The organism is Cohnella cholangitidis (genome assembly GCF_014107495.1).
Lineage (GTDB): Bacteria > Bacillota > Bacilli > Paenibacillales > Paenibacillaceae > Cohnella > Cohnella cholangitidis.
This window is the reverse complement of record NZ_CP041969.1, coordinates 278971-302817: the sequence shown is the minus strand read 5'-3', so window position 1 is coordinate 302817 and position 23847 is coordinate 278971. Positions and strand designations below refer to the sequence as shown.

21 protein-coding genes and 1 pseudogene are annotated in these 23847 nt (G+C 50.1%); 18 read left to right on the top strand and 4 right to left on the bottom strand.

Annotation, left to right across the window (positions count from 1 at the left end; all coding sequences use genetic code 11):
* Positions 1–89 precede the first annotated feature (89 nt).
* The 7 genes from FPL14_RS01405 to FPL14_RS01375 all read left to right on the top strand — a co-directional run bounded on the left by FPL14_RS01405 (position 90) and on the right by FPL14_RS01375 (position 9033).
* Positions 90–1013 (top strand): carbohydrate ABC transporter permease, encoded by a 924-nt coding sequence (locus tag FPL14_RS01405; RefSeq protein WP_182301341.1) that lies wholly within the window; start codon positions 90–92, stop codon positions 1011–1013.
* On the top strand, positions 1010–1843 hold the full coding sequence (locus tag FPL14_RS01400; RefSeq protein WP_182301340.1) for a carbohydrate ABC transporter permease: 834 nt from the start codon (positions 1010–1012) through the stop codon (positions 1841–1843). Before FPL14_RS01405 ends, FPL14_RS01400 begins: the two co-directional genes overlap by 4 nt.
* A gap of 38 nt (positions 1844–1881) precedes the next feature.
* Positions 1882–3222, top strand: coding sequence for an ABC transporter substrate-binding protein (locus tag FPL14_RS01395; protein ID WP_182301339.1), 1341 nt, complete (start codon positions 1882–1884; stop codon positions 3220–3222).
* Positions 3223–3320: 98 nt separating this feature from the next.
* The gene (locus FPL14_RS01390) at positions 3321–4307 is read left to right on the top strand and encodes a mannonate dehydratase (protein ID WP_182301338.1); all 987 of its coding nucleotides are present in this window, start codon (positions 3321–3323) and stop codon (positions 4305–4307) included.
* Positions 4308–4376: 69 nt separating this feature from the next.
* Positions 4377–5690 carry an extracellular solute-binding protein gene (locus FPL14_RS01385; RefSeq protein ID WP_182301337.1) on the top strand — a complete coding sequence of 438 codons (1314 nt, stop codon included), beginning with the start codon at positions 4377–4379 and terminating at the stop codon, positions 5688–5690.
* 24 nt (positions 5691–5714) lie between these two features.
* The gene (locus FPL14_RS01380) at positions 5715–7487 is read left to right on the top strand and encodes a sensor histidine kinase (RefSeq protein ID WP_182301336.1); all 1773 of its coding nucleotides are present in this window, start codon (positions 5715–5717) and stop codon (positions 7485–7487) included.
* Positions 7465–9033: a response regulator transcription factor gene (locus FPL14_RS01375; RefSeq protein ID WP_182301335.1), complete on the top strand. Its 1569-nt coding sequence runs from the start codon at positions 7465–7467 to the stop codon at positions 9031–9033. The genes FPL14_RS01380 and FPL14_RS01375 overlap by 23 nt, the downstream gene beginning before the upstream one ends.
* A gap of 29 nt (positions 9034–9062) precedes the next feature.
* Here FPL14_RS01375 and FPL14_RS01370 read toward each other — a convergent pair whose 3' ends face one another.
* Positions 9063–10325, bottom strand: a complete 1263-nt coding sequence (locus FPL14_RS01370) for a mandelate racemase/muconate lactonizing enzyme family protein (RefSeq protein ID WP_229263926.1) — start codon at positions 10323–10325, stop codon at positions 9063–9065.
* A 346-nt stretch (positions 10326–10671) separates the two neighbouring features.
* Between FPL14_RS01370 and FPL14_RS01365 the strand changes: the two genes are divergently transcribed.
* The 3 genes from FPL14_RS01365 (at position 10672) to FPL14_RS01355 (ending at position 14348) form a co-directional block, all read left to right on the top strand.
* Positions 10672–12234, top strand: a complete 1563-nt coding sequence (locus FPL14_RS01365; protein ID WP_182303794.1) for a family 10 glycosylhydrolase — start codon at positions 10672–10674, stop codon at positions 12232–12234.
* Positions 12235–12363: 129 nt separating this feature from the next.
* The gene (locus tag FPL14_RS01360; protein ID WP_182301334.1) at positions 12364–13137 is read left to right on the top strand and encodes an IucA/IucC family C-terminal-domain containing protein; all 774 of its coding nucleotides are present in this window, start codon (positions 12364–12366) and stop codon (positions 13135–13137) included.
* A 2-nt stretch (positions 13138–13139) separates the two neighbouring features.
* Positions 13140–14348 carry an MFS transporter gene (locus FPL14_RS01355; protein WP_182301333.1) on the top strand — a complete coding sequence of 403 codons (1209 nt, stop codon included), beginning with the start codon at positions 13140–13142 and terminating at the stop codon, positions 14346–14348.
* 6 nt (positions 14349–14354) lie between these two features.
* On the opposite strand, the gene FPL14_RS01350 is transcribed toward FPL14_RS01355, so the two are convergent.
* Positions 14355–15203 (bottom strand): alpha/beta hydrolase, encoded by an 849-nt coding sequence (locus FPL14_RS01350; RefSeq protein WP_182301332.1) that lies wholly within the window; start codon positions 15201–15203, stop codon positions 14355–14357.
* Between the two features lie 180 nt (positions 15204–15383).
* Between FPL14_RS01350 and msrA the strand changes: the two are divergent.
* From msrA to FPL14_RS01335, 3 genes and pseudogenes are all read left to right on the top strand, one after another.
* Positions 15384–16348, top strand: a pseudogene (gene msrA / locus FPL14_RS30915) (peptide-methionine (S)-S-oxide reductase MsrA).
* 142 nt (positions 16349–16490) lie between these two features.
* Positions 16491–17423: a manganese-dependent inorganic pyrophosphatase gene (locus tag FPL14_RS01340; protein ID WP_182301331.1), complete on the top strand. Its 933-nt coding sequence runs from the start codon at positions 16491–16493 to the stop codon at positions 17421–17423.
* 79 nt (positions 17424–17502) lie between these two features.
* Positions 17503–18498 (top strand): LLM class flavin-dependent oxidoreductase, encoded by a 996-nt coding sequence (locus FPL14_RS01335; protein WP_182301330.1) that lies wholly within the window; start codon positions 17503–17505, stop codon positions 18496–18498.
* Positions 18499–18568: 70 nt separating this feature from the next.
* Here the strand turns inward: FPL14_RS01335 and FPL14_RS01330 are convergent, their stop codons facing one another.
* Together FPL14_RS01330 and FPL14_RS01325 are read right to left on the bottom strand one after the other, a co-directional pair.
* Entirely contained in the window at positions 18569–19174 is a 606-nt protein-coding gene (locus FPL14_RS01330) for a hypothetical protein (protein WP_182301329.1), read from the bottom strand.
* Positions 19171–19662 carry a DUF5643 domain-containing protein gene (locus FPL14_RS01325; protein WP_182301328.1) on the bottom strand — a complete coding sequence of 164 codons (492 nt, stop codon included), beginning with the start codon at positions 19660–19662 and terminating at the stop codon, positions 19171–19173. Before FPL14_RS01325 ends, FPL14_RS01330 begins: the two co-directional genes overlap by 4 nt.
* Before the next feature lie 126 nt (positions 19663–19788).
* Between FPL14_RS01325 and FPL14_RS01320 the strand changes: the two genes are divergently transcribed.
* From FPL14_RS01320 to FPL14_RS01300, 5 genes are all read left to right on the top strand, one after another.
* Positions 19789–20295: a metallophosphoesterase family protein gene (locus tag FPL14_RS01320; protein WP_182301327.1), complete on the top strand. Its 507-nt coding sequence runs from the start codon at positions 19789–19791 to the stop codon at positions 20293–20295.
* Between the two features lie 69 nt (positions 20296–20364).
* Positions 20365–21243: a radical SAM/SPASM domain-containing protein gene (locus FPL14_RS01315; RefSeq protein WP_182301326.1), complete on the top strand. Its 879-nt coding sequence runs from the start codon at positions 20365–20367 to the stop codon at positions 21241–21243.
* A gap of 120 nt (positions 21244–21363) precedes the next feature.
* Positions 21364–22437 carry a M42 family metallopeptidase gene (locus FPL14_RS01310; protein WP_182301325.1) on the top strand — a complete coding sequence of 358 codons (1074 nt, stop codon included), beginning with the start codon at positions 21364–21366 and terminating at the stop codon, positions 22435–22437.
* A gap of 13 nt (positions 22438–22450) precedes the next feature.
* Positions 22451–22972, top strand: a complete 522-nt coding sequence (locus tag FPL14_RS01305; protein WP_182301324.1) for a DinB family protein — start codon at positions 22451–22453, stop codon at positions 22970–22972.
* A 342-nt stretch (positions 22973–23314) separates the two neighbouring features.
* Positions 23315–23677, top strand: a complete 363-nt coding sequence (locus tag FPL14_RS01300) for a hypothetical protein (RefSeq protein ID WP_182301323.1) — start codon at positions 23315–23317, stop codon at positions 23675–23677.
* The last annotated feature ends 170 nt before the right edge of the window (positions 23678–23847 follow it).

Here is a 23847-nt window from a genome sequence, read left to right as displayed (position 1 = left end):
CGATATTGAATTCTTCGCCTGTTCATACCTAGTGCCGTCCGTTAATGTTAAATGCGAGACCGCTAGAGAGCGTATGAGGGGGTGAAGGAATGTCAGCCAATCAGATGATTCGCAAGCTTCGGAACCGCGGGGAGAACAATCGAGCCGGTTATCTTTTTATCGCACCTTGGTTAATCGGATTTCTCCTGCTGACCTTATGGCCGATCATACAGTCATTTTATTTGTCCTTCACGGACTACTCGTTATTAGCCGAGCCGGAATGGTCAGGCTTGGCCAATTACACCAGAATCTTCACCAACGACGACGAGTTTGTGAAGTCGCTCAGAGTTACCTTCCTATTCGTGCTCATTTCATTGCCTCTTAAATTAATCTTCTCCTTACTTGTAGCGATGCTGTTGAATCAGAAGATTCGCGGCATGAACCTGTATCGGACGGCGATTTATTTTCCGTCCTTGATCGGTGGGAGTATTGCCGTTTCCTTGTTATGGAGGAACATGTTCGGAGTCGACGGTTATTTCAACGAGGTGCTGTCTTGGTTCGGGATCGCTGGCACGGGCTGGATTTCCAATCCCGACACCGCACTAGGAACGCTGATCCTGTTGAATATATGGCAATTCGGATCCACGATGGTTATTTTCCTGGCGGGACTTAAGCAAATTCCGCAAGAGCTTTATGAGTCGGCTTCCGTTGACGGGGCGGCCAAGATCAGAAAATTTTTCCATATCACTCTTCCTATGCTTTCGCCGGTGATGTTCTTTAACCTCATTCTCGGAATCATCGGTTCGTTCCAGATGTTTACCGCTGCGCTTGTCATTACGAAGGGCGGACCGATGCACTCCACCTACACGTACGCTTTGTTCTTGTACGAGAAAGCATTCAAGCACTTCCAGATGGGATACGCTTCAGCGCTTGCTTGGGTTCTGCTCGTTATCGTTGCCGTGATCACCGCCATAAACTTCTTCGCTTCTCGATACTGGGTGTTCTATGAGACGGATGGGAGGAATGGGAAATGAACGCGCGGCGTCCGAGAATAACGAACCATCTTTTCTTGCTGATCTTCTCGCTTCTCATGGTTTACCCGATCATCTGGTGGATGGGCGCCTCCTTGAAAACGTTGCCGGAGATGAGCCTGCCGGCAATCTGGCCGGAGAGCCCGGTATGGGACAACTACATTAAGGGCTGGGACTTCACGCCTTCGGACCATACCTTTGCCCACTTCTTCGGCAATACTTTGCTCATGGAATTATGGAACGTGGTAGGCGGGGTATTGTCCGCAGCGGCCGTCGCTTATGGGTTCGGAAGATTAAACTTTAAGCTGCGCGGATTCTGGTTCGCGATCCTTCTGATGACGATGATGCTTCCGACGCAGGTCACGATCGTGCCCCAGTACATTCTCTTTAACAATTTCAATTTAGTGAATAGTTATGTTCCATTAATATTGCCGCATTTCTTCGGAGGGGGAGCCTTCTTCATCTTCCTGCTTGTTCAATTCATTCGGGGAATTCCAAGAGACTTGGACGAGGCCGCGAAGATTGACGGCGCGTCGGTTTACGGCATTTTCCTGAAAATCATTTTCCCGCTAATAAAGCCGGCTCTCGTGACTGTCGCGATATTCACCTTCATCTGGAGCTGGGATGATTTCTTCTCGCAGGTGCTTTACTTAACCTCGGTGGACAAATTCACGGTAGGACTAGCGCTTCGAATGTACATCGATCAATTTGAAATCCAGTGGGGACCGATGCTGGCTATGGCTTTGGCATCCGTCGTTCCATCCGCGATTATATTTTTCCTCGCGCAGAAACATTTCGTCGAGGGGATTGCAACAACGGGAATCAAAGGCTGACGGTGTAAATCCATTACGATTCGAGAGGGGAAAAAAAGATGGGATTCAAAGGGTACAGAGGATTGGGATTGATGTTGTTGGCCTTCGTATTGGTACTAACGGCTTGCGGAGACAATAACAATAACGCCAAAAACAGCGAACCAAGCAAGGCGGCAGTAAGCTCCAAGGAAGCCGGAAGCTCCGCGCCAAGCTCGGATCCGGTCAAGCTCAGCATCATGTGGTGGGGATCGGACGCAAGGCATGAGGCAACGCTTAAAGCTCTCGATATCTATACGAAGCAGAAGCCTAACGTTACCTTCAAGCCCGAGTATGTCGCATGGGATGCGTTCTGGGCAAAGCTTCCAACGTTAGCGGCATCCAAATCGATGACGGACGTGCTTCAGATGGATGCAGCATACATCCAAGAGTATGTCGCGAAAGGAACTTTAGCCGATCTGTCGGACCTTGATTTGGCAGGCATAGTAGATCCAGCGGTAATCGAGAACTTGAAAATCGATGGCAAGCTGTACGGGGTCCCGCTTAGCCAGAATGCCCAGGGAATCGCATTCAATAAACCGGAACTAGAGGCAGCGGGTATCGAGCTTCCGCGGAAGGACTGGACTTGGGAGGAATACTTCGAATTCGGACGGAAGGCGAAGGAGAAATTGCCGGAAGGCAAATACGCCATTAACGACACCTCTAACATCTGGGACTGGTATCAATGGTATCAAACCGCTAACGGCGGCAAGCCGCTAATGACGGACGGCGGTAAAACATTCACTCTCGACAAAGACTTGTTCATGAAATACCAAACTACGTTCGCCGAACTCCGCAAGGAGAAAGCCGTACCGCCCGCCGACAAGCAGGTGGCTTTCTTGGAGAATGACCCGACTGCCGATCCCATGGCCTCCGGCGTCGTCATGACGCGCGGCGCGACTACAGGCTCCGTAAGCGCACTCGAACAACTTATGCCCGGTAAGGTCGACGTGGTGAATATCCCGACCGGATCAGCAGGCGGCGGATGGGCGCAATCGACGATTTTCTTAGCAGTCAGCGCGGATTCCAAAAACTTGGAACAGTCCAAAGCTTTCGTGAAATGGTTCGTATCGGACAAAGAAGCGGGGCAAGCGCTAGGACTAACGCGAGGCATCCCGATCAATCCGGAAATCTATGCGGCTCTTGAACCGACGCTTGAGCCAAAAGATAAGCTCGGCAAAAAAATCTATGACGTTGCGCTTGATAAAGCGTTGCCCTTCTACCCGATCGCAGCGGGATTCACGGAGTGGGTAGATACATTCAAGGCAACAATGGAAAGCGTCATGTTCGGTCAAATGGAAATCGAAGACGCTTATGAGAAATTGAATAAATTGGGCAATGAAATCGCGGCGAAAGCGAAATAAGAGTTCAATTCGAAAGGAAAGGGACCGCAAGCCGTTACTGAAAAGGTATCGGGCGGTCCTTTTCTTGTCCTAAGCGAAGAGAAGCGGAGGAATAACTTATGCAGTTAGCCGAATTTTTCGCCTCGCAGCCGGATCGGCTTTGGCATCTCGCCAAGCAGATGGGGATCTCTCATGCGGTCGGCCCCCTGCCTTGGGAGGAAAAAGGAGCAAAACCTTGGGAGCTTATGCCTCTCATTCATATGAAACAGCGTTTCGAGAATTTCGGATTCACGTTATCTGTCATAGAGTCGGCCCCGCCTACGAATCATATTAAGCTAGGCACGGCCGGAAGGGATGAAGAGATCGGGTTCATGACTGAATTGATAACGAATATGGGGGCTGCGGGCATCCCCGTGCTTTGCTACAATTTCATGGCCCAATTCAATTGGTTTCGCACCTCGACCACAACGCGTACCCGCGGAGGAGCGCTTGTATCCAGCTATGACCATTCCCTTATGAAGAATGCTCCCCTGACGGAAGCGGGAATCGTCTCCGAAGATCAGCTGTGGACGAATCTAAAGTTTTATCTTGAGAAGATCGTTCCCGTTGCGGAGAGGGCTGGCGTGAAGCTGGCTCTGCACCCGGACGATCCGCCGATTAGTCCGATTCGAGGCGTGTCGCGTATTCTGCGCAATTCAAACGAATTGCAGCAAGCGATTGATCTGGTGCCAAGCGAATACAGCGGCATCACGTTATGCCAAGGAACGCTAGCGACAGCAGGCGAGGACATTCCAGCCGTAATCCGTCATTTTGCCAAGCAAGGCAAGATTTTTTTCGTTCATTTTCGTGACGTTCGCGGTACCCCGGAGAAGTTTGAAGAAACGTTCCATGATGATGGTCAAACGGATATGTTGGAAGCGATGAACGCTTACTATCAGGTCGGATTCCAAGGTCCTGCACGACCGGATCATGTCCCGACAATGGAGGGTGAGGATAATTCCAATCCGGGTTATGAGCTAATGGGACGATTGTACGGAGTCGGTTATATTAAGGGGCTCATGAGAGCCGCTTCGCGCTCTGCGAATGTTCTGCCTGAAATCTGTTAATTTCCATCTGCTGTATGATATTGTTAAAAGATAAAATGAATGGATAGATAGGGTAGGGGGTTCCCTGGGATGAAGAGAGGGTTTGATAGACGGATCGTTATTTTCGTTACCATGCTCCTTCTAACAGGCTGTATTTCCGAAATGAACCAAACAGGTTTTGAAGAATCGTCGGAGAAGATTACGATCACGATCATGCATAATTGGACGATAGAAGACGGTAAAGCGGTTGCCATGAGAAGAGTGTTGGAAAACTTCCGTGCAACGCACCCCGATGTGATCGTGGAGGAAGAAGGTCTTTCTACGGATGGCTTGAAGGCTAGACTTCGCACGTTAGCGGCTGCGGACGAGATGCCGGATCTGTTCGTCATGTGGCCAGGAGCGATGACTAAGGATTTCGTCAAAGGAAACTTGCTGCAACCGATCGATGATATGTTAGACAGCAAACCGGAGTGGAGAGATCATTTTATCCCGCATGCTCTCGATGATTTCACCGTAGAAGGAAAGACGTATACGGTTCCGATGAACTTAGCGCCCACTTCGATTATTTACTACAACAATGCCCTTTTTGACAAGCATGGCGTGAAGGTTCCTACGACTTGGGATGAGTTGCTCGTCGCCATCAACAGGTTCAATGAAAAAGGCGTTATTCCGATAGCGCTTGGCAATAAATCCAATTGGGTCGTTCAATCCACGATATTCAGCACGTTAGCCGATCGCATTACGGGTACGGATTGGTTTAAGCGGGCTATTAATCAGAATGGCGCGGCCTTTACCGATCCGGAGTTTATTCGCGCTTTAGAGCTATTGCAATCGTTAGGAACGATGAAAGCCTTTCAGCCCGGGTTCAACAGCATCGACGACAACCAGATGATGCAGCTTTTTTTCGAGGGCAAGTCCGCCATGGTCATTAACGGGGGATGGGCCGCATCGAACATCGTTCAGAATGCTCCGAAGGAAGTTTTGGATCATACGCATGTCACCATACTACCCGCCATTCACGGGGGAGGCGGCAAAGCGAGATCGGCCTCCGGCGTCGTAGGGACGGGGCTGGGAGTAAATAAGAAATTAGATGGAGCGAGGAAAGCAGCGGCACTCGAGCTCTTCTACGCCTTGTCCGGTCCAGAAGGTCAGAAGGCGACTCTGGATGGAAATACGCTCGTTAGCTATAACGTCGAATGGGACAAGAGCAAGGCCAATCCTATGTTCGTTGAACTCTACGAACTCATTCAGAACGTGGAGATAAGCCCGGTCTACGATGGTAAGCTTGAGGCGGTTACCGTCGAGGTAATGAACAACGGGTTGCAGGAGTTATTGCTCGGAGCGGATCCCTTATCGGTTGCCCGTAAAATACAGGAGACGCAAGCGGCCGCGACAGCCAAGTAGCTGATAGGCTTTGGAGGACACACAATGAGGCATTGGATGAGCCTATCGCTTGGGCGCAAACTCTCGATTATGATCATGGTCTCGACTCTGGTTCCTTTGCTTTCGCTGGGAGCTTTCACTTATTTAATCTCCTCTAACGTTACGGAGGAAAAAATCAAGCAGTCGGGTATCGATACGTTAGAGCAAATGGAGGGAAAGCTTAGATTCGTCATCGGGGATATCGAGAATATATCCATGTTCCTGATCGGGCAAAGCGATATTCAGCAGTATCTTAGCCAATCCGAGGAGAACGAGGAGTTAAAGGGCCGCATTCTTAATCTGATGCTGAACCTGTCAAGCTCCAAGAAGTATATTCTTAACATTACGGTTTATCCAAAGAAATTCAATACGCCGCTCTCGAATTCAACGATCTATTCTTCTAATCTGGATGATCTAATCAATCTTTATGACGTGAAGGAGAAAATGTGGACGGGAATCTATACGATATCCAATTATTCGGGCAAGCACCAAGTTATCTCGTTTATACGTCCCCTTAGGAGCATATACACCTATGAGAATCTCGGCTGGATGGTCATCAGTCTCGATGAAACCTTCATTTCCGAGTATTGGTCGGAGCCGCACTTAGGTGATGGCAGGGGACAGGTAGCTCTATTGAATGAAACGGGCAACGTGCTCTCTTCCACGGAGAGAGAGTGGTTAACGCAGCCCTTCGATGAGATATTTCCGGGTGCGACAAGCCGGATTCTATCCGGCAAGCAGGGTGAAACGGATTTCGGGGAAGGGCAAGACAGGAAAACCATTCTCTATTACCATCAACCCATTACGGATTGGACGTTAGTGGGTACGATCCCCAACGATTTATATAGCTCGCAGAATCGCTTTATCCTCCTATTAACCGCTATAGCCGTTGTCATAATGGTCGTGATCAATGCGGGATTGGTGCTGTTCGTTATTCAGCGAGTCACGAATCCTCTTCGGGTACTTACTCGGTTGCTTACGAAAGTGAATCCGGATGGTCCAATGCCGACCTATTATTCTTCTTCGCGAGATGAGATCGGAAGGCTTGGAGAGAGCTACAATATGTTAGGCTCCCATATCAAAGAGCTTAAGCAACAATTTATTCGCGATGAGGCACGCAAGAAGGAAGCGGACATCAGAGCGCTTCAAGCGCAAATCAACCCTCATTTTCTCTATAACACGTTGTCTTCAATTCATTGGATGGCGTTAAGGACAGAGGATAGGCGCATAGCGGATATGGTCGGAGCATTAAGCGATTTTCTGCAATTCAGCTTAAATAAAGGGAGCGAATATTGCCCGGTTCATCAGGAGATCGCCCATATTCGGAATTACGCGCAAGTCCAGTCGATTCGGTACCCGAATAAATTCGAAGTGGATATTAACGTGGATCCCGCGCTTAACGACAAAATCATGCTCAAGCTCCTTCTGCAGCCGCTCCTAGAGAACGCGATGATTCATGGGATACAGAAGAAAACGGGTAAGGGTACGATCGGCATTTACTTGGAACAGTCAGGCCATTCCATGAATGTTCTTGTTATCGACGACGGCATCGGGATGGAAGAGCATCGACTGCAATACGTACGAGACATTATCGGTCAAACTGACGGCTCTTATAGTCCCGGGGCCAGCTATGGTCTGCGGAACGTGAACGAGAGGCTCAGGTTGCATTACGGACCGATGTCGCGACTAACTATCGAGAGCAGGCTGCATGCCGGAACCCGCATTTCTTTCACGATTCCATTCTTGGAGGTTCCCTATGAAAATCATGATCGCGGATGACGAGATTATCATTCGGGAGGGGCTGGCCGACTTAATCAAGTGGAAGGAACTGGGTCTTAAACTGTTGACACCCGCGGAATCCGCGGAAGAGGTGTTGGAGCGGATCGAAAAGGAACGCCCGGACATTCTATTGACGGATATTCGCATGAACGGGAAAACCGGGCTTCAGCTTGCCGAGGAAGCAAAACTGACGTTACCGGATCTTGAAGTCATCATCTTATCCGGCTATGACGATTTCATCTATACGCAGCAAGCGATCCGCCAAAACGTGAGCGACTATTTGTTGAAGACAAGCAGGCCGGAGGAAATCATTCGAACGGTATTGAAAGTGAAGCAGCGTATAGAGAAACGATGGGCTTCGGTTAACCGGGACAATATTAAAGATCGGGCGGAGAGAAACGAGCTTCTTAAGCGTTGTATTGTCGACGGTGACGTTAAAGCTAGTGAAGAAGCGATTCTCAAGGCTTTGAAACCGGCTATTGAACCTTCCTTCGATAGAGCGAGAGGAAAATGGCAAGTCACGCTAATCGCAGCCAACGGTTGGGGGGACTCGGCGGCCGAACAGGCATTATTGCTGTTTGCGGTAGACAATATGGTCATGGACTTGCTGCCCTGCATAAGCTTCATTCATAAGGATCAAGTCATCATGGCCGTTTTGGTGAAGGAGACGGAATGGGTTAAGACGCTTCAACATTCCGTCTATGAGAAAATCGAACGCTTGCTCAAGTGCCAATTGGTAGTCGTAACCGGGCTGGCGGTAGAAAGCCCCGAGCAATGGCATTCTTCTTATGTCGCAGCCGCGGAAGCAAGCCGATATAGGCCGTTAGTTAAGAATAAGATATGGGACTATTCGGACATCGCATGCCGTAAAGGCGGTAAAACGATCTGTACCGTCGAGGAAGAGAAGGAATTGTCCTCGAAGCTTCTTGAGGATGATCCCATCGCGTTGAAAGCTTGGGTTCAACAGTATATCGAAGGGCTTCTTAATGATTCGGATGTCACGCCTGAATCGCTGGAAGCGGCCATTCAATCCGTTGCGATCGCCGCTCTACGATGGTTAGAGAGATTGAAGGCAGTCCTTGGCAAACAATCGGAAGTTGAGCCGAGCCAGGGACCGCTAGTCTATAAATTGAACCGTTTGCCGAACGAGATTTTATTTCAGCATTTATACGCCATTATGAAGCTCTATCATAACCGGCTTGCGGATGGGAAAAAGGTACATGTCCAAAAAGCGATCGCCTATATCGAGGAACAGTTGGGATTTGATTTCGGATTGCAGCAGGTCGCGGAGCACGTGCATCTGCATCCCAATCATCTTAGCGAGGTATTCAAAAGAGAGACCGGGATGAAATTCGTAGATTATGTAACGAGGAAGAAAATGGATCTCGCTGCTCAAATTCTGACCACGTCGCATGCGAAGATTGGCGATGTTGCAGCTAAGGTAGGCTTCGAGGATGTAAAGTATTTCGGGCAAATGTTCAAGAAGCATACCGGTCAAACTCCGCGTGAATATCGCGACCGCGTTCGGTCTAAACAAGAGAGCTAGCAGCCTAAGCTGTTAGCTCTCTTGTTCTATTAACTCCACAACCTATCATGGCTCCAATAGTTGTTCCATTGAACGGTTGGCTCCCATAGTCCCGGAATGTCCGGGTGTAAATGCTCGGCGATCACTTCGTCATTCAACTGTTCGATCCCTAGTCCAGGCGCGTCGGGAAGCACGATAAAACCATTCTGGACAAGCGGCTTAGGCAGCATGCTGCCCGATATGAGATCATCCCACCAATCGATTCCGTCCGAATGGTACTCGAGCGCAAGGAAATTTTCCGTTGCGGCTGCAACATGCGCGGCAGCTAAACAGGCGATGGGGCTTTCCGCCATATGAATGGCCATATTTACCCCGTAATCTTGCGCCATGTCCCCGATTTTCTTCGTCTCGAGAATTCCGCCGGAAGTTAACACGTCGGGATGGACGACGGACACTCCGCCAGCCTCCAATAAAGGTTTGAAATTTTCCTTCAAGTAAATATCCTCGCCCGTACAGATCGGCGTTGTTACCGCCCTTGCTAATCGCGCGTATTGCTCCGTATAAGTCCAAGGGATCATATCTTCCATCCACGCCAAATTGAACTTTTCGATTCGTCTTCCTAGCTTGATACAGTCCTCTAGGCCGATATGTCCGAAGTGATCGATCGCGAGAGGAACTTCGTAGCCGATAACGGAACGAACGTCGGCTACGTATTGCTCAAGCATATCCAAGCCTTTTTCGGTTACGTGTATGCCTGTGAAGGGATGAGCGATATTGTATATGTCATAATGGCGAATTCGAAGATCACGTAGTTCTTCCTCCGTTGCCGTGCCGTTCTTGCGAGAGTACCAATCTTTGCTGATCGTCTGCATTTCTTTAAGCCAGCCGATCGGCGCGCTGAGCGTTCCCGGCTCGTGAATGATTTGATTGATGCCAAGATCCATCTTCAAGAACGTGAAACCTTTGTCCATCTTCTGCTTTAAAGCTGCTCCCATCGCATGTCCGCTGTCTTTACCGTGGACATCCGTGTCGCAATACATGCGTATACGATCGCGGAATGGGCCGCCAAGCATCTGGTAGATGGGAATGCTGTACGCTTTGCCTGCCAAATCCCACAATGCGATCTCGATGCCGCTAACTCCGCCGCCTTGTCTGGCATGATTTCCGAACTGCTTGATTCTGCGGAAGAGCTTGTCGATATGGCAAGGGTTTTCACCTAGCAAACGGCTTTTGAGCATAAGCGCATATACTTTATCCGCGTTATCCCGGACTTCGCCGTAACCGACAATTCCTTGATTCGTATAAACCTTGATTAAGCTGCTGTGGAAAGGGCCCGACGATGTCCGCGAACCGGATATCGGTAATTCTCAGCTCCGACGGGTTCGAACCGGTTTTCACGTAAGCCAAGGTACTTTCATAGGTGTCCGCATTAGACAACGTAATTCTCTCCTTTATGAAGATGTCCGAATCGGGCTGGAAACGGAAGTTTCGCTTCGCTTCCTCTCATTATACGAATAAGTTCCTTTCGCAACGATGCCGTAAAATTATGATTAGGTTTGATTTTTTAGCATTTCGCCTGCAACCTCCGCGTTATTGAAACGTCTATAATTAAGTTGAGATATTAATAGCATGTTTAAGCTGCTCTGGAGGATTTTCATGATGAACTTTCGAAGTCGATATTTGTTACTCATTCTTAGTCTTTTCACTTGTTTTACGATAATGAGTATTCCTGCTCATGCCAAGACGCCCGCATCGATAAGCATCTATCTCGATGGCAACAAGATCAACGCCGATGTTCCGCCTTATATCACGAAATCGAACGTGACGATGGTACCTTTAAGCGTCATCAGCAAAAATCTCGGAGCGGGAGTTGCATGGTCGCAATCAACCAAAACCGCCACGATCAAGTATGAAGGCTTGATCTTATCGATGACGATCGGACAAAAGTACGCTTTAGTCAATGGCGCGCAGGTCGCTCTGGATTCAACAGTGCAAGCGATAAATGGTCGAATCATGGTTCCTATACGATTCGTGAGCCAACAGATGAAGCTGCTAGTCACTTGGTATCAATCCGCACGGACAATTAAGCTTCAGACCCAAGGAGGAACAATGGACAATTCCCTCAAAGGCGCGTGGGTGTCTACCGTCTATAATCTAGATTGGCCATCCGATAAATCATACGGCAAATCGCAACAGCAGCAACAAGAATACATACAGCTACTCGATGAATTGCAAGCGATGGGGCTGAATACGGCGTTCGTACAAGTGCGTCCTTCCGCGGACAGCTTCTATCCGTCGCAGCTTGTTCCTTGGTCCAAGTTCGTGACGGGGAAGCAGGGAGTTGCGCCTGATTATGATCCGTTAGCGTTCATGATCGAGGAAACCCATCGACGCGGAATGGAGTTTCATGCGTGGTTTAATCCGTTTCGGGCGAGCATGGATGGCAAAATCGAGAATCTCGCCTCTAACCATGTAGCGGTCACTCATCCCGATTGGATCGTTAAATCCGGCAGCATAATGTACATTAACCCGGGAATACCGGAAGCTCGCCAGCACATCATCGACGTGATTCTGGAAGTAGTCAACAATTACGAAGTCGATGGCGTACATCTCGATGATTACTTCTATCCTTCGAGCGGCGTATTCGATGACGATGCGACCTACTTGGCGTACAACGTCAACAATCTGCCGAATAAAGCCGATTGGCGCAGAGACAATATCAACCTATTCGTCGAGGAGTTAAGCAAAGCTATCCATAAAGCCAAACCGAAGGTTCGATTCGGAATCAGCCCTTTCGGCGTATGGCGCAATCAAGAAACGGATGCGTCAGGATCGGATACGAAGGCGAGCGTTACCGCATACGACAATATGCACGCCGATGTTCGTACCTGGATCAAGCAAGAGTGGGTAGATTATATCGTGCCCCAGATTTACTGGAGCATGTCCCTTAAAATCGCTCAGTACGATAAACTCGTAGATTGGTGGGCGAACGAGGTAAGAGGCACGAACGTCGATCTCTATATCGGTCACGCGCCTTATAAACTCGGGACTAAAGAAGCGGGATGGGACAACGCGCAGGAGATCATCAACCAGTTGAAATACAATGAGAAGGTGTTCGAGGTCAAAGGAGATATCTTTTTCAGCGCCAAGGATATGCGGAGAAATCCGCTCGGACTCATTCCGCTGTTGAAAGCCTATTATAAAGTGTCAGGCAATAATTAAAGCAATAGAGCAAACCCTGAAATCGACACCCCTAGGATGTCGTTCAGGGTTTTTTCTTAACTTCTAATTGATATTGAGAATTATTATCAATATAATGGAATTGCTAAGATTTTGAAGAAGGATGATGAAATGATCAAGCTATCCCGGCTTACGTATGCAGAAATCGATGACTTGGCGAGAAACTTCGGGATTTCCTCTCCATCCGAGGAACATTCCGGCAACGCCTATATCTCCATGGACCTGCTCGACGAGACCCGATGCGCGGCATATCTGGACGAATGGACGAAGCTGTATCGTTCCCCGTCCAGAAAGGTTACGGCTTCCTTGTTCTCGAAGAGGTACGCGTTTCTGGTCATCGTACCGCGTTTGTACGCAATGACGATGTTCAACAAAGGATTTGAATTGCCGCTTGAGGAGTGCTATTTGGAGACCGCTTCTAATCAGATCTGGTTGCCGGGTAACGCTATGACCGCTCTGCGGGCGTCCGAGCCCAGAACGGGTAACCGGGAGCAATGGCGAGAGGAGCTGCTGCAACGGCTTTTCTATGACCATATTGCGAAAGTATGGCGAACATTGTCGAAGGTAGCGAGCATTCCCATGCCGATTCTGTGGGAAAACGCGGCCGTGCGGGTATTTTCGTTGTACGAAAAACGAATATCCGGTATAGCTGCCAACAATAACGAAGTACGTTTGCGTCTGCAAGAGGATTACGATTATTTGATTCGCCGGGCGTCGGGATCCCTATTCGGGGAGGCCGACAATCCGTTCATGCGGTTTTACGGTGAAGGCAGCTTGAAAGGTTGTTCGGATTCCCCTGTCCGGGTCCGGAAAACCTGTTGCTTCTATTACATGGTTCCTTCGGATGAGGGGTACTGCTCGAATTGCCCTAGGAATGGATCGTGAAGGTGGAAAAGTGGAAACGGAATTTATACATCCTGTACGCAGGTCAATTTCTAGCTATGGCCTCCATCAACAGCGTCACTCCATTCTTGCCTCTTTATTTGCAAGATCTTGGGCTTACCGACCCGGGCGAGGTTCGGTTATGGTCGGGTTTGGTATACGGCGCCAACCTGCTGACGGCCTTTCTTTTCTCGCCGATATGGGGAAAGCTCGCGGATAGGCACGGACGCAAACCGATGATCGTACGCTCCGGGATCGGGATGGCCGTCACCCTTACGTTGATGGGCTTCTGCTCTGCGCCGATTCACTTGCTCTTGCTTCGACTGCTGAACGGGATGATGTCCGGATTCGGTCCGGCCGCGATCGCCTTCGTTGCAACGAATACGCCAAAGGAACGAAGCGGGTACGCGCTTGGCATATTACATTCCGGTGCCGTTGCCGGAACGATGTGCGGTCCTTTGTTAGGCGGGTTGATGGCAGACCATTTCGGGTTCAAAGCCGTCTTCGTGTGCACGGGTATAAGTATTTTCGTTGCCGCCATGATCGTCTTTTTGTTCGTAAGCGAAAGCTTCGAGAAGAAGGAACGGGTGAAGACGCGTTTCACGCAGGATTTCAAGACGATCGTTTCCCGAAAACCGATCGCATCTCTATTCGTATCGGCCACCCTCATCCGAACGGCGATGGTAGGCACGTTGCCTCTTATCCCGCTTTATGTCCAGATGCTCGCGCCGAACGAGGATAATTTGGTTTTATGGGCAGGTATTACTGCGGCGGCGATGGGGATAGGCAACATGATTACCGCACCGCAGCTAGGCAAGTTGGGAGACCGATTCGGATCGCATTTCGTGTTGATCAGTTCCATATTAGGGGCAATTATATTTACGATACCGCAAGCCTTCGTTCAGGAATTATGGCAGTTAATCCTGCTGCGCATCCTAACCGGCGCTTGCCTTGGCGGCATGATGCCTTCCTTGAATTCGCTCGTTCGGAAATATGCGCCTCAAGGGATGGAGAGCCGAACCTATAGCTACTTTAATTGCGCGCTTTTCCTCGGGGGGATGATTGGTGCGGTCGGAATGGGAGCACTCTCGTCCCGGTTCGGCTTGCCTATGATTTTCATCGGTTCCGCGGCACTGTTGTTTATGAACAATATTTGGATGAAATTTACCTTCTTTAATAAAAAGGAGAAAACATCGTTGACCGATGGAAGTTGAATCCGCTCAACGAGCTTTCAATTGTACGTCAAGCCAATCGCGAATGACATGGAATACTTCTTGCCGACCACGCTCGTTAAGCAGCTCGTGCTTGAACCCCGGCCATTCCCGCCAGGTGACGTTAGCGCCGCTCAATTGTTCCGCGAACTGCTTGCTGGCATGGATGGAGGTTACTTTGTCGTCTTCCCCATGCATTAGCAGCAGGGGGAGCTTCAAATCTTTCGCATGCTTTAGCGCCCAGAGACCGGCGCCTTGAACGCTGAAGAAGAATTTGGCCGTGATTTGCCCGTGTCCGAGAGGATCGTTAAGATAACGCTCGATCATGACCGGATCCGTCGTCAGGCTATCGGCGACCATCGGACGGTTGTTCGTATATTTCGGATAAATCCGTTCGATGATTTTGCCGATCGTCGCCTGCAGGGAAGGGGGCTTGAACGCCAGCTTTAACCAAGGCCCCGTTACGATCGCTCCGGCGATGTCCGGTTGTTTTCTCAGCAAGTAATTAAGCGTCACGTTGCCGCCCATGCTGTGTCCTAACAAGAAGAAGGGGACGCCGGGATATTTGCATTGACCTTCCGCGATGAGTCTGTCTACGCCTTCGAGAAGCCCTTCGTACCCGCTTACGTGACCGCGCTTGCCCTCGGTTTGACCGTGACCTCTCTGATCGAACCCGATGACCGCGTATCCTTCGGCATTCAACATCTCCGCTACGTGCGAATACCTGCCCATATGCTCGCCCATGCCATGGACGATTCCAATAACGGCTCTAGCCTTTCTCTCAGGTTCGAGGCTCCATTCGCTTGCATGCATTCGGGTGCCATCCGCGCATCTCCATTCCATCGTGCTAAAGCTCATGACTGGATCCTCCTTAGCGTTAATAACAATTTCTACTCTCGGTAAACTTATCATAAACGATTTTGAAGGCCGCGTACCGAACTTTCCGCAATTCCTTGCGGCATCATTGGAATAGGAAGCGATTATTGTTTACAATAGAACGATAAGCTTCGCTAACTAGTTACGGGAAGGAGAATGAGCATGGATAAAGTTGATCAAGGTTCCTTGCAAATAGCGACATTCGCGGGAGGCTGTTTCTGGTGCATGGTTACGCCATTCGAGGAATTGCCGGGCATTTACGGAATCGTATCCGGCTATACGGGCGGACATACCGTTAATCCGACTTACGAAGAAGTATGCTCGGAAACGACGGGCCACGCGGAAGCCGTGCAAATTACGTACGATCCTGAAATCTTCCCCTACCGGAAGCTGCTCGATATCTTCTGGCGTTCCGTCGACCCGACCGATGCCGGAGGGCAGTTTCACGACCGGGGTTCGTCCTATCGTCCCGGGATCTTCTACCACGACGAAGAGCAGCGCGAACAAGCTCAAGCCTCGAAAGAGGAGCTGCAGCAAAGCGGAAGATTCAGCAAACCGATAGCCGTGACGGTCGAACCTGCAAGCGAGTTCTATCCTGCCGAGGAATACCACCAGGATTATCATCACAAGAATCCGCTCCGGTACAAATATTATCGCCATGGATCCGGACGGGATGCGTACTTGGAGCAGCATTGGAACACTCCGAAGGATAAGGAAGAGTTACGTAAGCGGCTGACGCCTATGCAGTTCGAGGTTACGCAGAACAAAGGCACGGAACCGCCGTTCCGCAATGAATTTTACGACAATACGGAACCCGGGTTATACGTGGACATCGTATCGGGCGAGCCGCTATTCAGCTCGCGGGATCAATTCGACGCCGGCTGCGGGTGGCCGAGCTTCTCCAAGCCGCTGCACGGCGGCAGCATTCAGGAGCACCAAGACTTCTCGCATGGCATGTTCCGCGTCGAAGTCAGAAGCCGCGAAGCGGACTCTCACCTCGGCCACGTGTTCGATGACGGACCGAAGCCCGGCGCCTGCGTTATTGCATTAACTCGGCATCGCTGCGTTTTATTCCTAAGGATCAGATGGAGAAGGAAGGCTACGGCAGGTATTTGTCCGAGCTTTGAATGGGGGATGACCTATAGGCAAAAAACGGATGATACGTTGTCATTCTGTAAGCCTATCGGAATAGATTGTGGAATTCCTTGATTATGACTACTCTTTTGAGGTATACTTTTCTCGCCAAAATAATAGATGAGGAGCAAGAAAATGAGCAAAGTATTGATCTTCGGCCACAAAAATCCGGATACGGATACGATTTGTTCCGCTATTGCCTATGCAGATTTGAAGAAACAGCTGGGAGAAGACGTTGAGGCAGTTCGTCTGGGCGACGTAAGCGGCGAAACTCAATTCGCGTTGGATAAATTCGGTTTTCAAGCGCCGCGTCTTGTAGAGACGGTTGCTAACGAGGCAAAAGGCGTTATTCTCGTAGACCACAACGAGCGTCAACAAAGCGTATCCGATATTGATCAAGTTACGGTACTCGAAGTCATCGACCACCACCGTATCGCGAATTTCGAGACAAGCGCTCCGCTCTACTACCGTGCAGAGCCGGTCGGTTGCACGGCTACTATTCTTAATAAACTGTACAAAGAAAACGGAAAATCCGTTCCTAAAAATATCGCAGGGTTGATGCTTTCCGCGATCATCTCCGATTCCTTGCTGTTCAAATCCCCGACTTGCACGGCGCAAGACGTAGCAGCAGCTCGCGAGCTGGCCGACATCGCCGGCGTAGACGCCGAAAGCTACGGACTGGATATGCTGAAAGCCGGCGCGGATCTAAGCGACAAAACGATAGCGCAGCTGATCTCTCTGGATGCGAAAGAATTCCAAATGGGCAGCGCCAAAGTCGAAATCGCGCAAGTGAACGCCGTGGACGTGAACGACGTTCTGTCCAAACAAGCCGAGCTTGAAGATGCGCTTACGAACATCATCAACGCCAAAGGTCTGGATCTGTTCCTGTTCGTCGTAACGGATATCCTTAACAACGATTCCGTCGGTCTGGCTATCGGACGCGCGGCGGATGCGGTCGAGCAAGCTTACAACGTGAAGCTGCAAGATAACAAAGCGGTCTTGAAAGGCGTCGTATCCCGCAAATCGCAGATCGTACCTGTCTTGACCGATATTTTCAACAAACGTTAATAAAAGGTACGAGGCCCGCGTCACTTTGCGGGCTTTTTTGCATACGTGGGCAGATACTGGACGGAGGCTTGGAAGATCGATGAAATTAAGCGTGCTCGAACATTCGCATGTCAATGAAGGGAGAAGCGTGAAGGAAACGCTGGCCGAGACGGTTGCGCTTGCCCAAGAGACGGAGAAGCTGGGCTATACCCGGTTCTGGGTGTCCGAGCATCATGGCTCGGAGGCGCTTGCTTCTTCTAGTCCGGAGATTCTGATTGGACATATCGCATCCCATACGGAGAAAATCCGGGTTGGCTCCGGCGGGGTTATGCTTCCGCACTATAGCGCTTATAAAGTAGCGGAAAATTTCAAGCTGCTCGAAGCGTTGCACCCCGGCCGAATCGACGTCGGTTTAGGACGCGCACCCGGCGGCATGCCCATCGCGACGCGAGCCTTGCAAGAGCATAAACGCGGAGACATCGATCAGTATCCTCAGCAGGTCGTGGATCTGAACGCTTATCTTCACGATAATAATCCGGCCAACCATCGTTTTCCGGGATTGAGAGCATTCCCGCAAACGGATAACGTTCCGGAATTATGGTTGCTCGGTTCAAGCGACGGAAGCGCGAAGATCGCGGCGCAACTAGGTACTGCGTATGCGTTCGCGCAGTTTTTCGGAGCTGCGGGAGACGAGGCGCTTCAGCAATATTTCGCTTATTTCCGCCCGTCGGAGTACAATAGCAAACCCGTCGCGCTTGCGGCCGTTATGGCGATCTGCGCGGATACGGAAGAGGAGGCGCGCCAGCTAGCCAGGAGCAACGAACTGTTTTTCTTGAAGTTGCTCAGCGGACAAGAGCTGGGATATATGCCTTCCGTGCGAACGGCAACGGAATATCCTTACTCGCCGATGGAATTGCAGATGATCGAGCAGATGAAATCCCGTCGGTTCATCGGGACTCCCGGACAGGTGAAGGAAGGGCTTAAGCGCTACGCGGACCGCTTGCATCTGGACGAACTAATGATCGTCTCGCACATACACGATTTCGACAAACGAGTTCGATCTTACCGCTATATCGCTGAAGCTTTCGGGATTTAGTATGCTCCGCTAACGAACAAACCGATGACTCCCGTCCAATTAAACGGAACCATCGGTTTATTGTTCGTTATTAGGAATTTAAGGATTGCTCGAACAGAAGTTGGCCCCCGGCATCCAACCCTCGCAGCGATTTCCACTTGTATCTGATCTCATTTTCGTCCCACAGAAACAAAAACATGCGATCGTCGGTTATCGTTTCCGATAATACGGTCCAATTCGGCTTATCGGCTTGAGTAGCTTTTACCTTTTCGCCGTCCGTATTTATCACTTCCAGTTCAAATTTGACGATTCGCGGATCGGATACGTATCCGTAAAATTTAGCAAGCCAGCGATCTCTCTTGTAACGTGTTATATCCCAACTATAGGAGATCTTCTTGCTTTGGTCGATCTCGACGCCACCTACCCCGCCGCCGGGAAACCACCTCCAGCCCTTTTTAACCGATGTATCCGCGGAGAACCATTTTTTATAGGAACCTAAAAAGATCACGATGTCGTCTTTGTAAGGAATTTCCCTTACGATTTGCGAAGGGCCGTAATGATAGCTTCTCTCGGAACGCTCATGCGCCTTAGTGGCTGTGGTGCTGCCTAACATGTCGAGTCCTTTCCAGAAGAAAAGGACGATCAGCACGATGGCGAGGCCCCATTCCAATGTGACGGTCCACGTTTTTCTTCTCATATCTTTTCGCCGCCCTTCTGCAGAGGAAGGTTTAACTCGGCTCGCCGATCATACCATTCGTAGACTAGATTCAAGCTAGTAGGCGGTTCCTTCGAGCTGGCGTAGTAGATGAACCCGGTTGATCCCCATGGCGATCCGCTGCTGCTAGACGAGTCAAATTTATATTCTTCGCCCTGCGGGCCATAGAGTTTAAAGGCTATTTGCGGCAACGACCACCCTCCCGCATCTTGCGTGCGATACGTATATCGGATTACGGTTTGTTTGGGAGTCCAATAGAGCTCGTTAACCGTGAATCGATCCTGGTCTATTGCCATCGTCTGATGGACTTCGTATTTGGTGACCGGGCCATCCTGCTTCAGCGCTTTTATGTTTTCTTTGTCGCCTCGGCTATCGGGAACGAATGCTATTGCCCGAGGAACGAGCAGAATCGCGAAAATAACGATAATCCCTCTTCGTATGATGGTTGCCACCAAGTGGAAACGCCTCACGGAATAACCTCCTTTTATATACATAACGAGATAAAATAGGAAAAGTTACGCAGAAGCGGAATTGATTGTAACAGAGCGGGTCTATATGATGAAAATATAACCACTTAGGAATCGAGGTCGGTGCGGATGAAAATCGTCGTCGTATCGGATACGCATATGCCCAGAATGAACAAGAAGCTGCCCGAGCGGCTGATACGCGAACTGGTGAATGCCAATGCGATCATTCATGCTGGAGATTGGACGAATATGTCCGTCTATGAAGAGCTTGCTAAGCATGCCGCCACTTATGGCGTCGCGGGAAACAACGATGGGGAAGACATTGTGCGCAAATTCGGCTATCGCAAATTACTCGATTTCGAAGGTTGCCGGATCGGCGTCGTTCACGGTCATGGCTCCGTCAAGAGGACGGGTACGGAATCGCAGGCAATCAGCACGTTTAAGGGCGTCCAGCTAGATGCTCTAGTGTACGGCCATTCCCATATTCCAGCGATGAAGCGATCCGGAGGGATGCTCGTCTTTAACCCCGGGTCTCCGACGGACAAGAGAAGACAGACGTTGTATTCGTTCGGAATTTTCAGCATCAAGAACGGAGCATTGACGGCCAAGCATGTGTTCTATGCCGACAAAACATGAGCCGAGTGCCTGGCATGTGCTATAATAAAGGCATTATTCTATGAGCTTGATCGATTGGAGCACCCGAGATTGAAGAAATTCAAGAAGTTTTACATCGAGATAACGAGCATATGCAACCTTGCCTGCAGTTTCTGTCCTCCGACTAAGCGTCAAGCGAACTTTATTAAAGTCGATGCCTTTACGAATACGCTTGATCAAATACAGGGGCACGCCGAACATATTTATTTTCACGTGAAAGGCGAACCTCTGCTCCATCCGAAGATCGATGAGTTGCTGGACATTAGCCATGAGAAAGGGTTCAAAGTGAACTTGACCTCCAATGGCACTCTGCTGCATAAAGCCAAGTCCAAGATTCTGGGGAAGCCGGCGTTAAGGCAAATCAATTTCTCCTTGCATAGCTTCGACGGACATGAGGGCTCGGTAGATAAAGAAGGGTACGTATCTAGTGTGCTGGAATTCGCCAAAGAAGCGGTTGCCGTTTCGGATATCCTCATCTCCTTGAGATTATGGAATTTGACCCCGGATAACGAGACTAACCTGAAGAACGATCGGAACAGGGAAATTCTCGAACAGATCGAGAAGACGTTTCAGCTCGATTACAAGATCGAAGAGCATTTCGTCAGAGGCAAAGGCATCAAGATCGCGGATCGGATTTATTTGAACCATGAGGAAGAGTTTGTGTGGCCGGACCTTAAGGAGAAGGAAGACGAGGGCAAGGGCTTCTGCCATGCGCTTCGCAACCAGGCCGGCGTGCTCGTGGACGGGACGGTTATTCCTTGCTGCTTGGATGGGGAAGGCGTCATTAATCTAGGGAACATTAACAAGACCCCATTTTCCGAAATTATCGAAGGCGAGCGGGCGACTAAACTGTACGATGGATTTTCCAGAAGGGAAGTCGTCGAAGAATTGTGCAGAAAATGCGGCTATCGCCAAAGGTTCAACGCCTAGCGGATCTGCAAGCATTCGTGAAAGGAGTCGCGGGAACGCGGCTTTTTTTGCATGATAGGGCTAGTGGAGTTATGCTTGTTAGAGAATTTGTTCATTTCCGTATAAAGGAGACTTGCGAAGATGTCTGCAGCCTTGAATGCTCGGTTCGACCGCGATTATATCGTCGGAATGCTTAACGCTTTATTAGCAACGCCGAGTCCAAGCGGTTATTGCATGGAGATCATGAAGCTGATCCGCGAGGAAACGGCTAAGCTCGGTTATGCGCTTGAGATGACGCCCAAAGGAAATGCGATTATAACGATCCCGGGGCAGCATGGGGGGGCCGGAGCCGGTGACGCTGCTGGGAAAGTTCTAGCGCTCACCGCGCACGTTGATACGCTAGGGGCGATGGTTCGCTCGGTCAAATCCAACGGGATGCTGCGCTTTACGCCGATCGGCAGTTACGCGATGCATACGGTTGAAGGAGAATATTGTCTCGTCCATACGCGCGAAGGCAAAACGTACGAAGGCACCGTATTGTCCACGAAGCCTTCCGTGCATGTCTATACCGATATGCGGGATTTGAAGCGCGAGGAAGCCAATATGGAGATTCGCATCGACGAACCGGTGAAGTCGAAGGAAGATACCGAGAAGCTAGGTATCCTTCCCGGAGATTTCATCTCTTGGGATCCGAGGACGAGAATGGCTCCGAACGGGTGGATCAAATCGCGTCATTTGGATGACAAGGCGAGCGTTGCCGCGTTGTTCGGGCTAATGGAATGGCTGAAGCGCGAGAACAAGTCTCCCGCCCATACGGTTAAGTTGATTTTGTCAACGTACGAAGAGGTCGGACACGGGAGCGCCTATATTCCGGCGGATATTACCGAGATGATTGCGGTGGATATGGGGGCGATCGGAGACGATCTTACGACGACGGAGCTCGACGTCTCGATCTGCGCCAAAGACTCCTCGGGCCCATACGATTACGAGATGACCTCTAAGTTGATAGATCTTGCTAAGAGAGAGAAAATTGCCTATGCTATCGATATCTATCCTCATTACGGTTCCGACGCTTCGGCAGCCTTGCGCGGGGGAAGCAATATCCGCGCTGCGCTTATCGGGCCAGGCGTTCACGCCTCGCACGGAATGGAACGAACGCATGTCGACGCCGTTGTGAATACGGCAGCTCTGCTCGGTGCTTATATTATGGAATAGGGAGAGTGTTAAGATGAATCTTCGTCCAGCGCAAGAAGAATATGGTGCTTATTATCATCAATATGTTCGATTAGTTCCGGATGGTAACATTAGGGATATTCTGGCGGAGCTTCTTGATCATACGTCCGCCTACCTATCCGATATCCCCGAGGCTCAGGGAAATTTCCGCTACGCGCCGGGGAAATGGAGCCTCAAGGAAGTCATTGGGCATATCAACGACAACGAACGCATCATGGGCTATCGCCTCCTTCGGATCGCCAGGGGAGATCAGACTCCGCTAGCCGGATACGATCAGGACGAGTTCATGAAGGGGGTAAACTTCGGTTCCTCCTCGTTGGCCGATTTGATCGACGATTATATCGCCGTACGCAGGGCAACATTGACGTTGCTTCGCGGCTTGTCCGAAGAAGCATGGACGAGAAGCGGCTCGGCGAACAATAACGTCCTGTCGGCTAGGTCCCTCGCTTACATCATTGCCGGGCATGAGATTCATCACTTGAATATCGTAAAAGAAAGATATCTGGTCATCAAATGATGAGTGCCATTTGACGGCACTATTGTTGGCCAGAGCGCCCGCCGGCTGGAAATAGTACCGTGTGGCGGTACTATTGTTGGCGAGATCGCCAGTCGGCGGGAAATAGTATCGTGTGACGGTACTAATGGTGTCGAGAGCGCCCGCCGGCTGGAAATAGTACCGTATGGCGGTACTATTGGTGGCGAAAGCACCCAGCCGGCTGGAAAGTAGTACCGTGTGGCGGTACTTAAATGGTGAAAGAGCGCCGCTGTCTGGAAATAGTACCGTGTGGCGGTACTAAGAGTTGGTGAGAAAATGGTGGCTCCAGAGTAATCTGGATGCCGCCATTTTTGGTATATGAGCATGAACCGCACCAACAACCGCACCAACAACCGCACCAACAACCGCACCAACAACCGCACCAACAACCGCACCAACAACCGCACCAACAACCGCACCAACAACCGCACCAACAACCGCACCAACAACCGCACCAACAACCGCACCAACAACCGCACCAACAACCGCACCAACAACCGCACCAACAACCGCACCAACAACCGCACCAACAACCGCACCAACAACCGCACCAACAACCGCACCAAAACCGCACCAAAAACCGCATCAACCAGCCGAACTAAGTCGCCGCGAAACAGTGGAGGTGAGACACCGTTAATTGAGACAGAAACTAACGTTCCCCAAAATAGAGGAGGTGAGCACCGTTAATCGAGACAGAAACAAACTTTTCCCCAAAATAGAGGAGGTGAGCACCGTTAATCGAGACAGAAACTAACGTTTCCCCAAAATAGAGGAGGTGAGCACCGTTAAACGAGACAGAAACTAACTTTTCCCCAAAATAGAGGAGGTGAGCACCGTTAATCAAGACAATAACTATC

What these genes read in the sequence shown, in the direction of transcription:
- FPL14_RS01405 (WP_182301341.1), top strand. Translation starts at nt 90, where the DNA reads ATGTCAGCCAATCAGATGATTCGCAAGCTTCGGAACCGCGGGGAGAAC.
- FPL14_RS01400 (WP_182301340.1), top strand. Translation starts at nt 1,010, where the DNA reads ATGAACGCGCGGCGTCCGAGAATAACGAACCATCTTTTCTTGCTGATC.
- FPL14_RS01395 (WP_182301339.1), top strand. Translation starts at nt 1,882, where the DNA reads ATGGGATTCAAAGGGTACAGAGGATTGGGATTGATGTTGTTGGCCTTC.
- FPL14_RS01390 (WP_182301338.1), top strand. Translation starts at nt 3,321, where the DNA reads ATGCAGTTAGCCGAATTTTTCGCCTCGCAGCCGGATCGGCTTTGGCAT.
- FPL14_RS01385 (WP_182301337.1), top strand. Translation starts at nt 4,377, where the DNA reads ATGAAGAGAGGGTTTGATAGACGGATCGTTATTTTCGTTACCATGCTC.
- FPL14_RS01380 (WP_182301336.1), top strand. Translation starts at nt 5,715, where the DNA reads ATGAGGCATTGGATGAGCCTATCGCTTGGGCGCAAACTCTCGATTATG.
- FPL14_RS01375 (WP_182301335.1), top strand. Translation starts at nt 7,465, where the DNA reads ATGAAAATCATGATCGCGGATGACGAGATTATCATTCGGGAGGGGCTG.
- FPL14_RS01365 (WP_182303794.1), top strand. Translation starts at nt 10,672, where the DNA reads ATGAACTTTCGAAGTCGATATTTGTTACTCATTCTTAGTCTTTTCACT.
- FPL14_RS01360 (WP_182301334.1), top strand. Translation starts at nt 12,364, where the DNA reads ATGATCAAGCTATCCCGGCTTACGTATGCAGAAATCGATGACTTGGCG.
- FPL14_RS01350 (WP_182301332.1), bottom strand. Translation starts at nt 15,203, where the DNA reads ATGAGCTTTAGCACGATGGAATGGAGATGCGCGGATGGCACCCGAATG.
- FPL14_RS01340 (WP_182301331.1), top strand. Translation starts at nt 16,491, where the DNA reads ATGAGCAAAGTATTGATCTTCGGCCACAAAAATCCGGATACGGATACG.
- FPL14_RS01335 (WP_182301330.1), top strand. Translation starts at nt 17,503, where the DNA reads ATGAAATTAAGCGTGCTCGAACATTCGCATGTCAATGAAGGGAGAAGC.
- FPL14_RS01330 (WP_182301329.1), bottom strand. Translation starts at nt 19,174, where the DNA reads ATGAGAAGAAAAACGTGGACCGTCACATTGGAATGGGGCCTCGCCATC.
- FPL14_RS01320 (WP_182301327.1), top strand. Translation starts at nt 19,789, where the DNA reads ATGAAAATCGTCGTCGTATCGGATACGCATATGCCCAGAATGAACAAG.
- FPL14_RS01310 (WP_182301325.1), top strand. Translation starts at nt 21,364, where the DNA reads ATGTCTGCAGCCTTGAATGCTCGGTTCGACCGCGATTATATCGTCGGA.
- FPL14_RS01305 (WP_182301324.1), top strand. Translation starts at nt 22,451, where the DNA reads ATGAATCTTCGTCCAGCGCAAGAAGAATATGGTGCTTATTATCATCAA.
- FPL14_RS01300 (WP_182301323.1), top strand. Translation starts at nt 23,315, where the DNA reads ATGAACCGCACCAACAACCGCACCAACAACCGCACCAACAACCGCACC.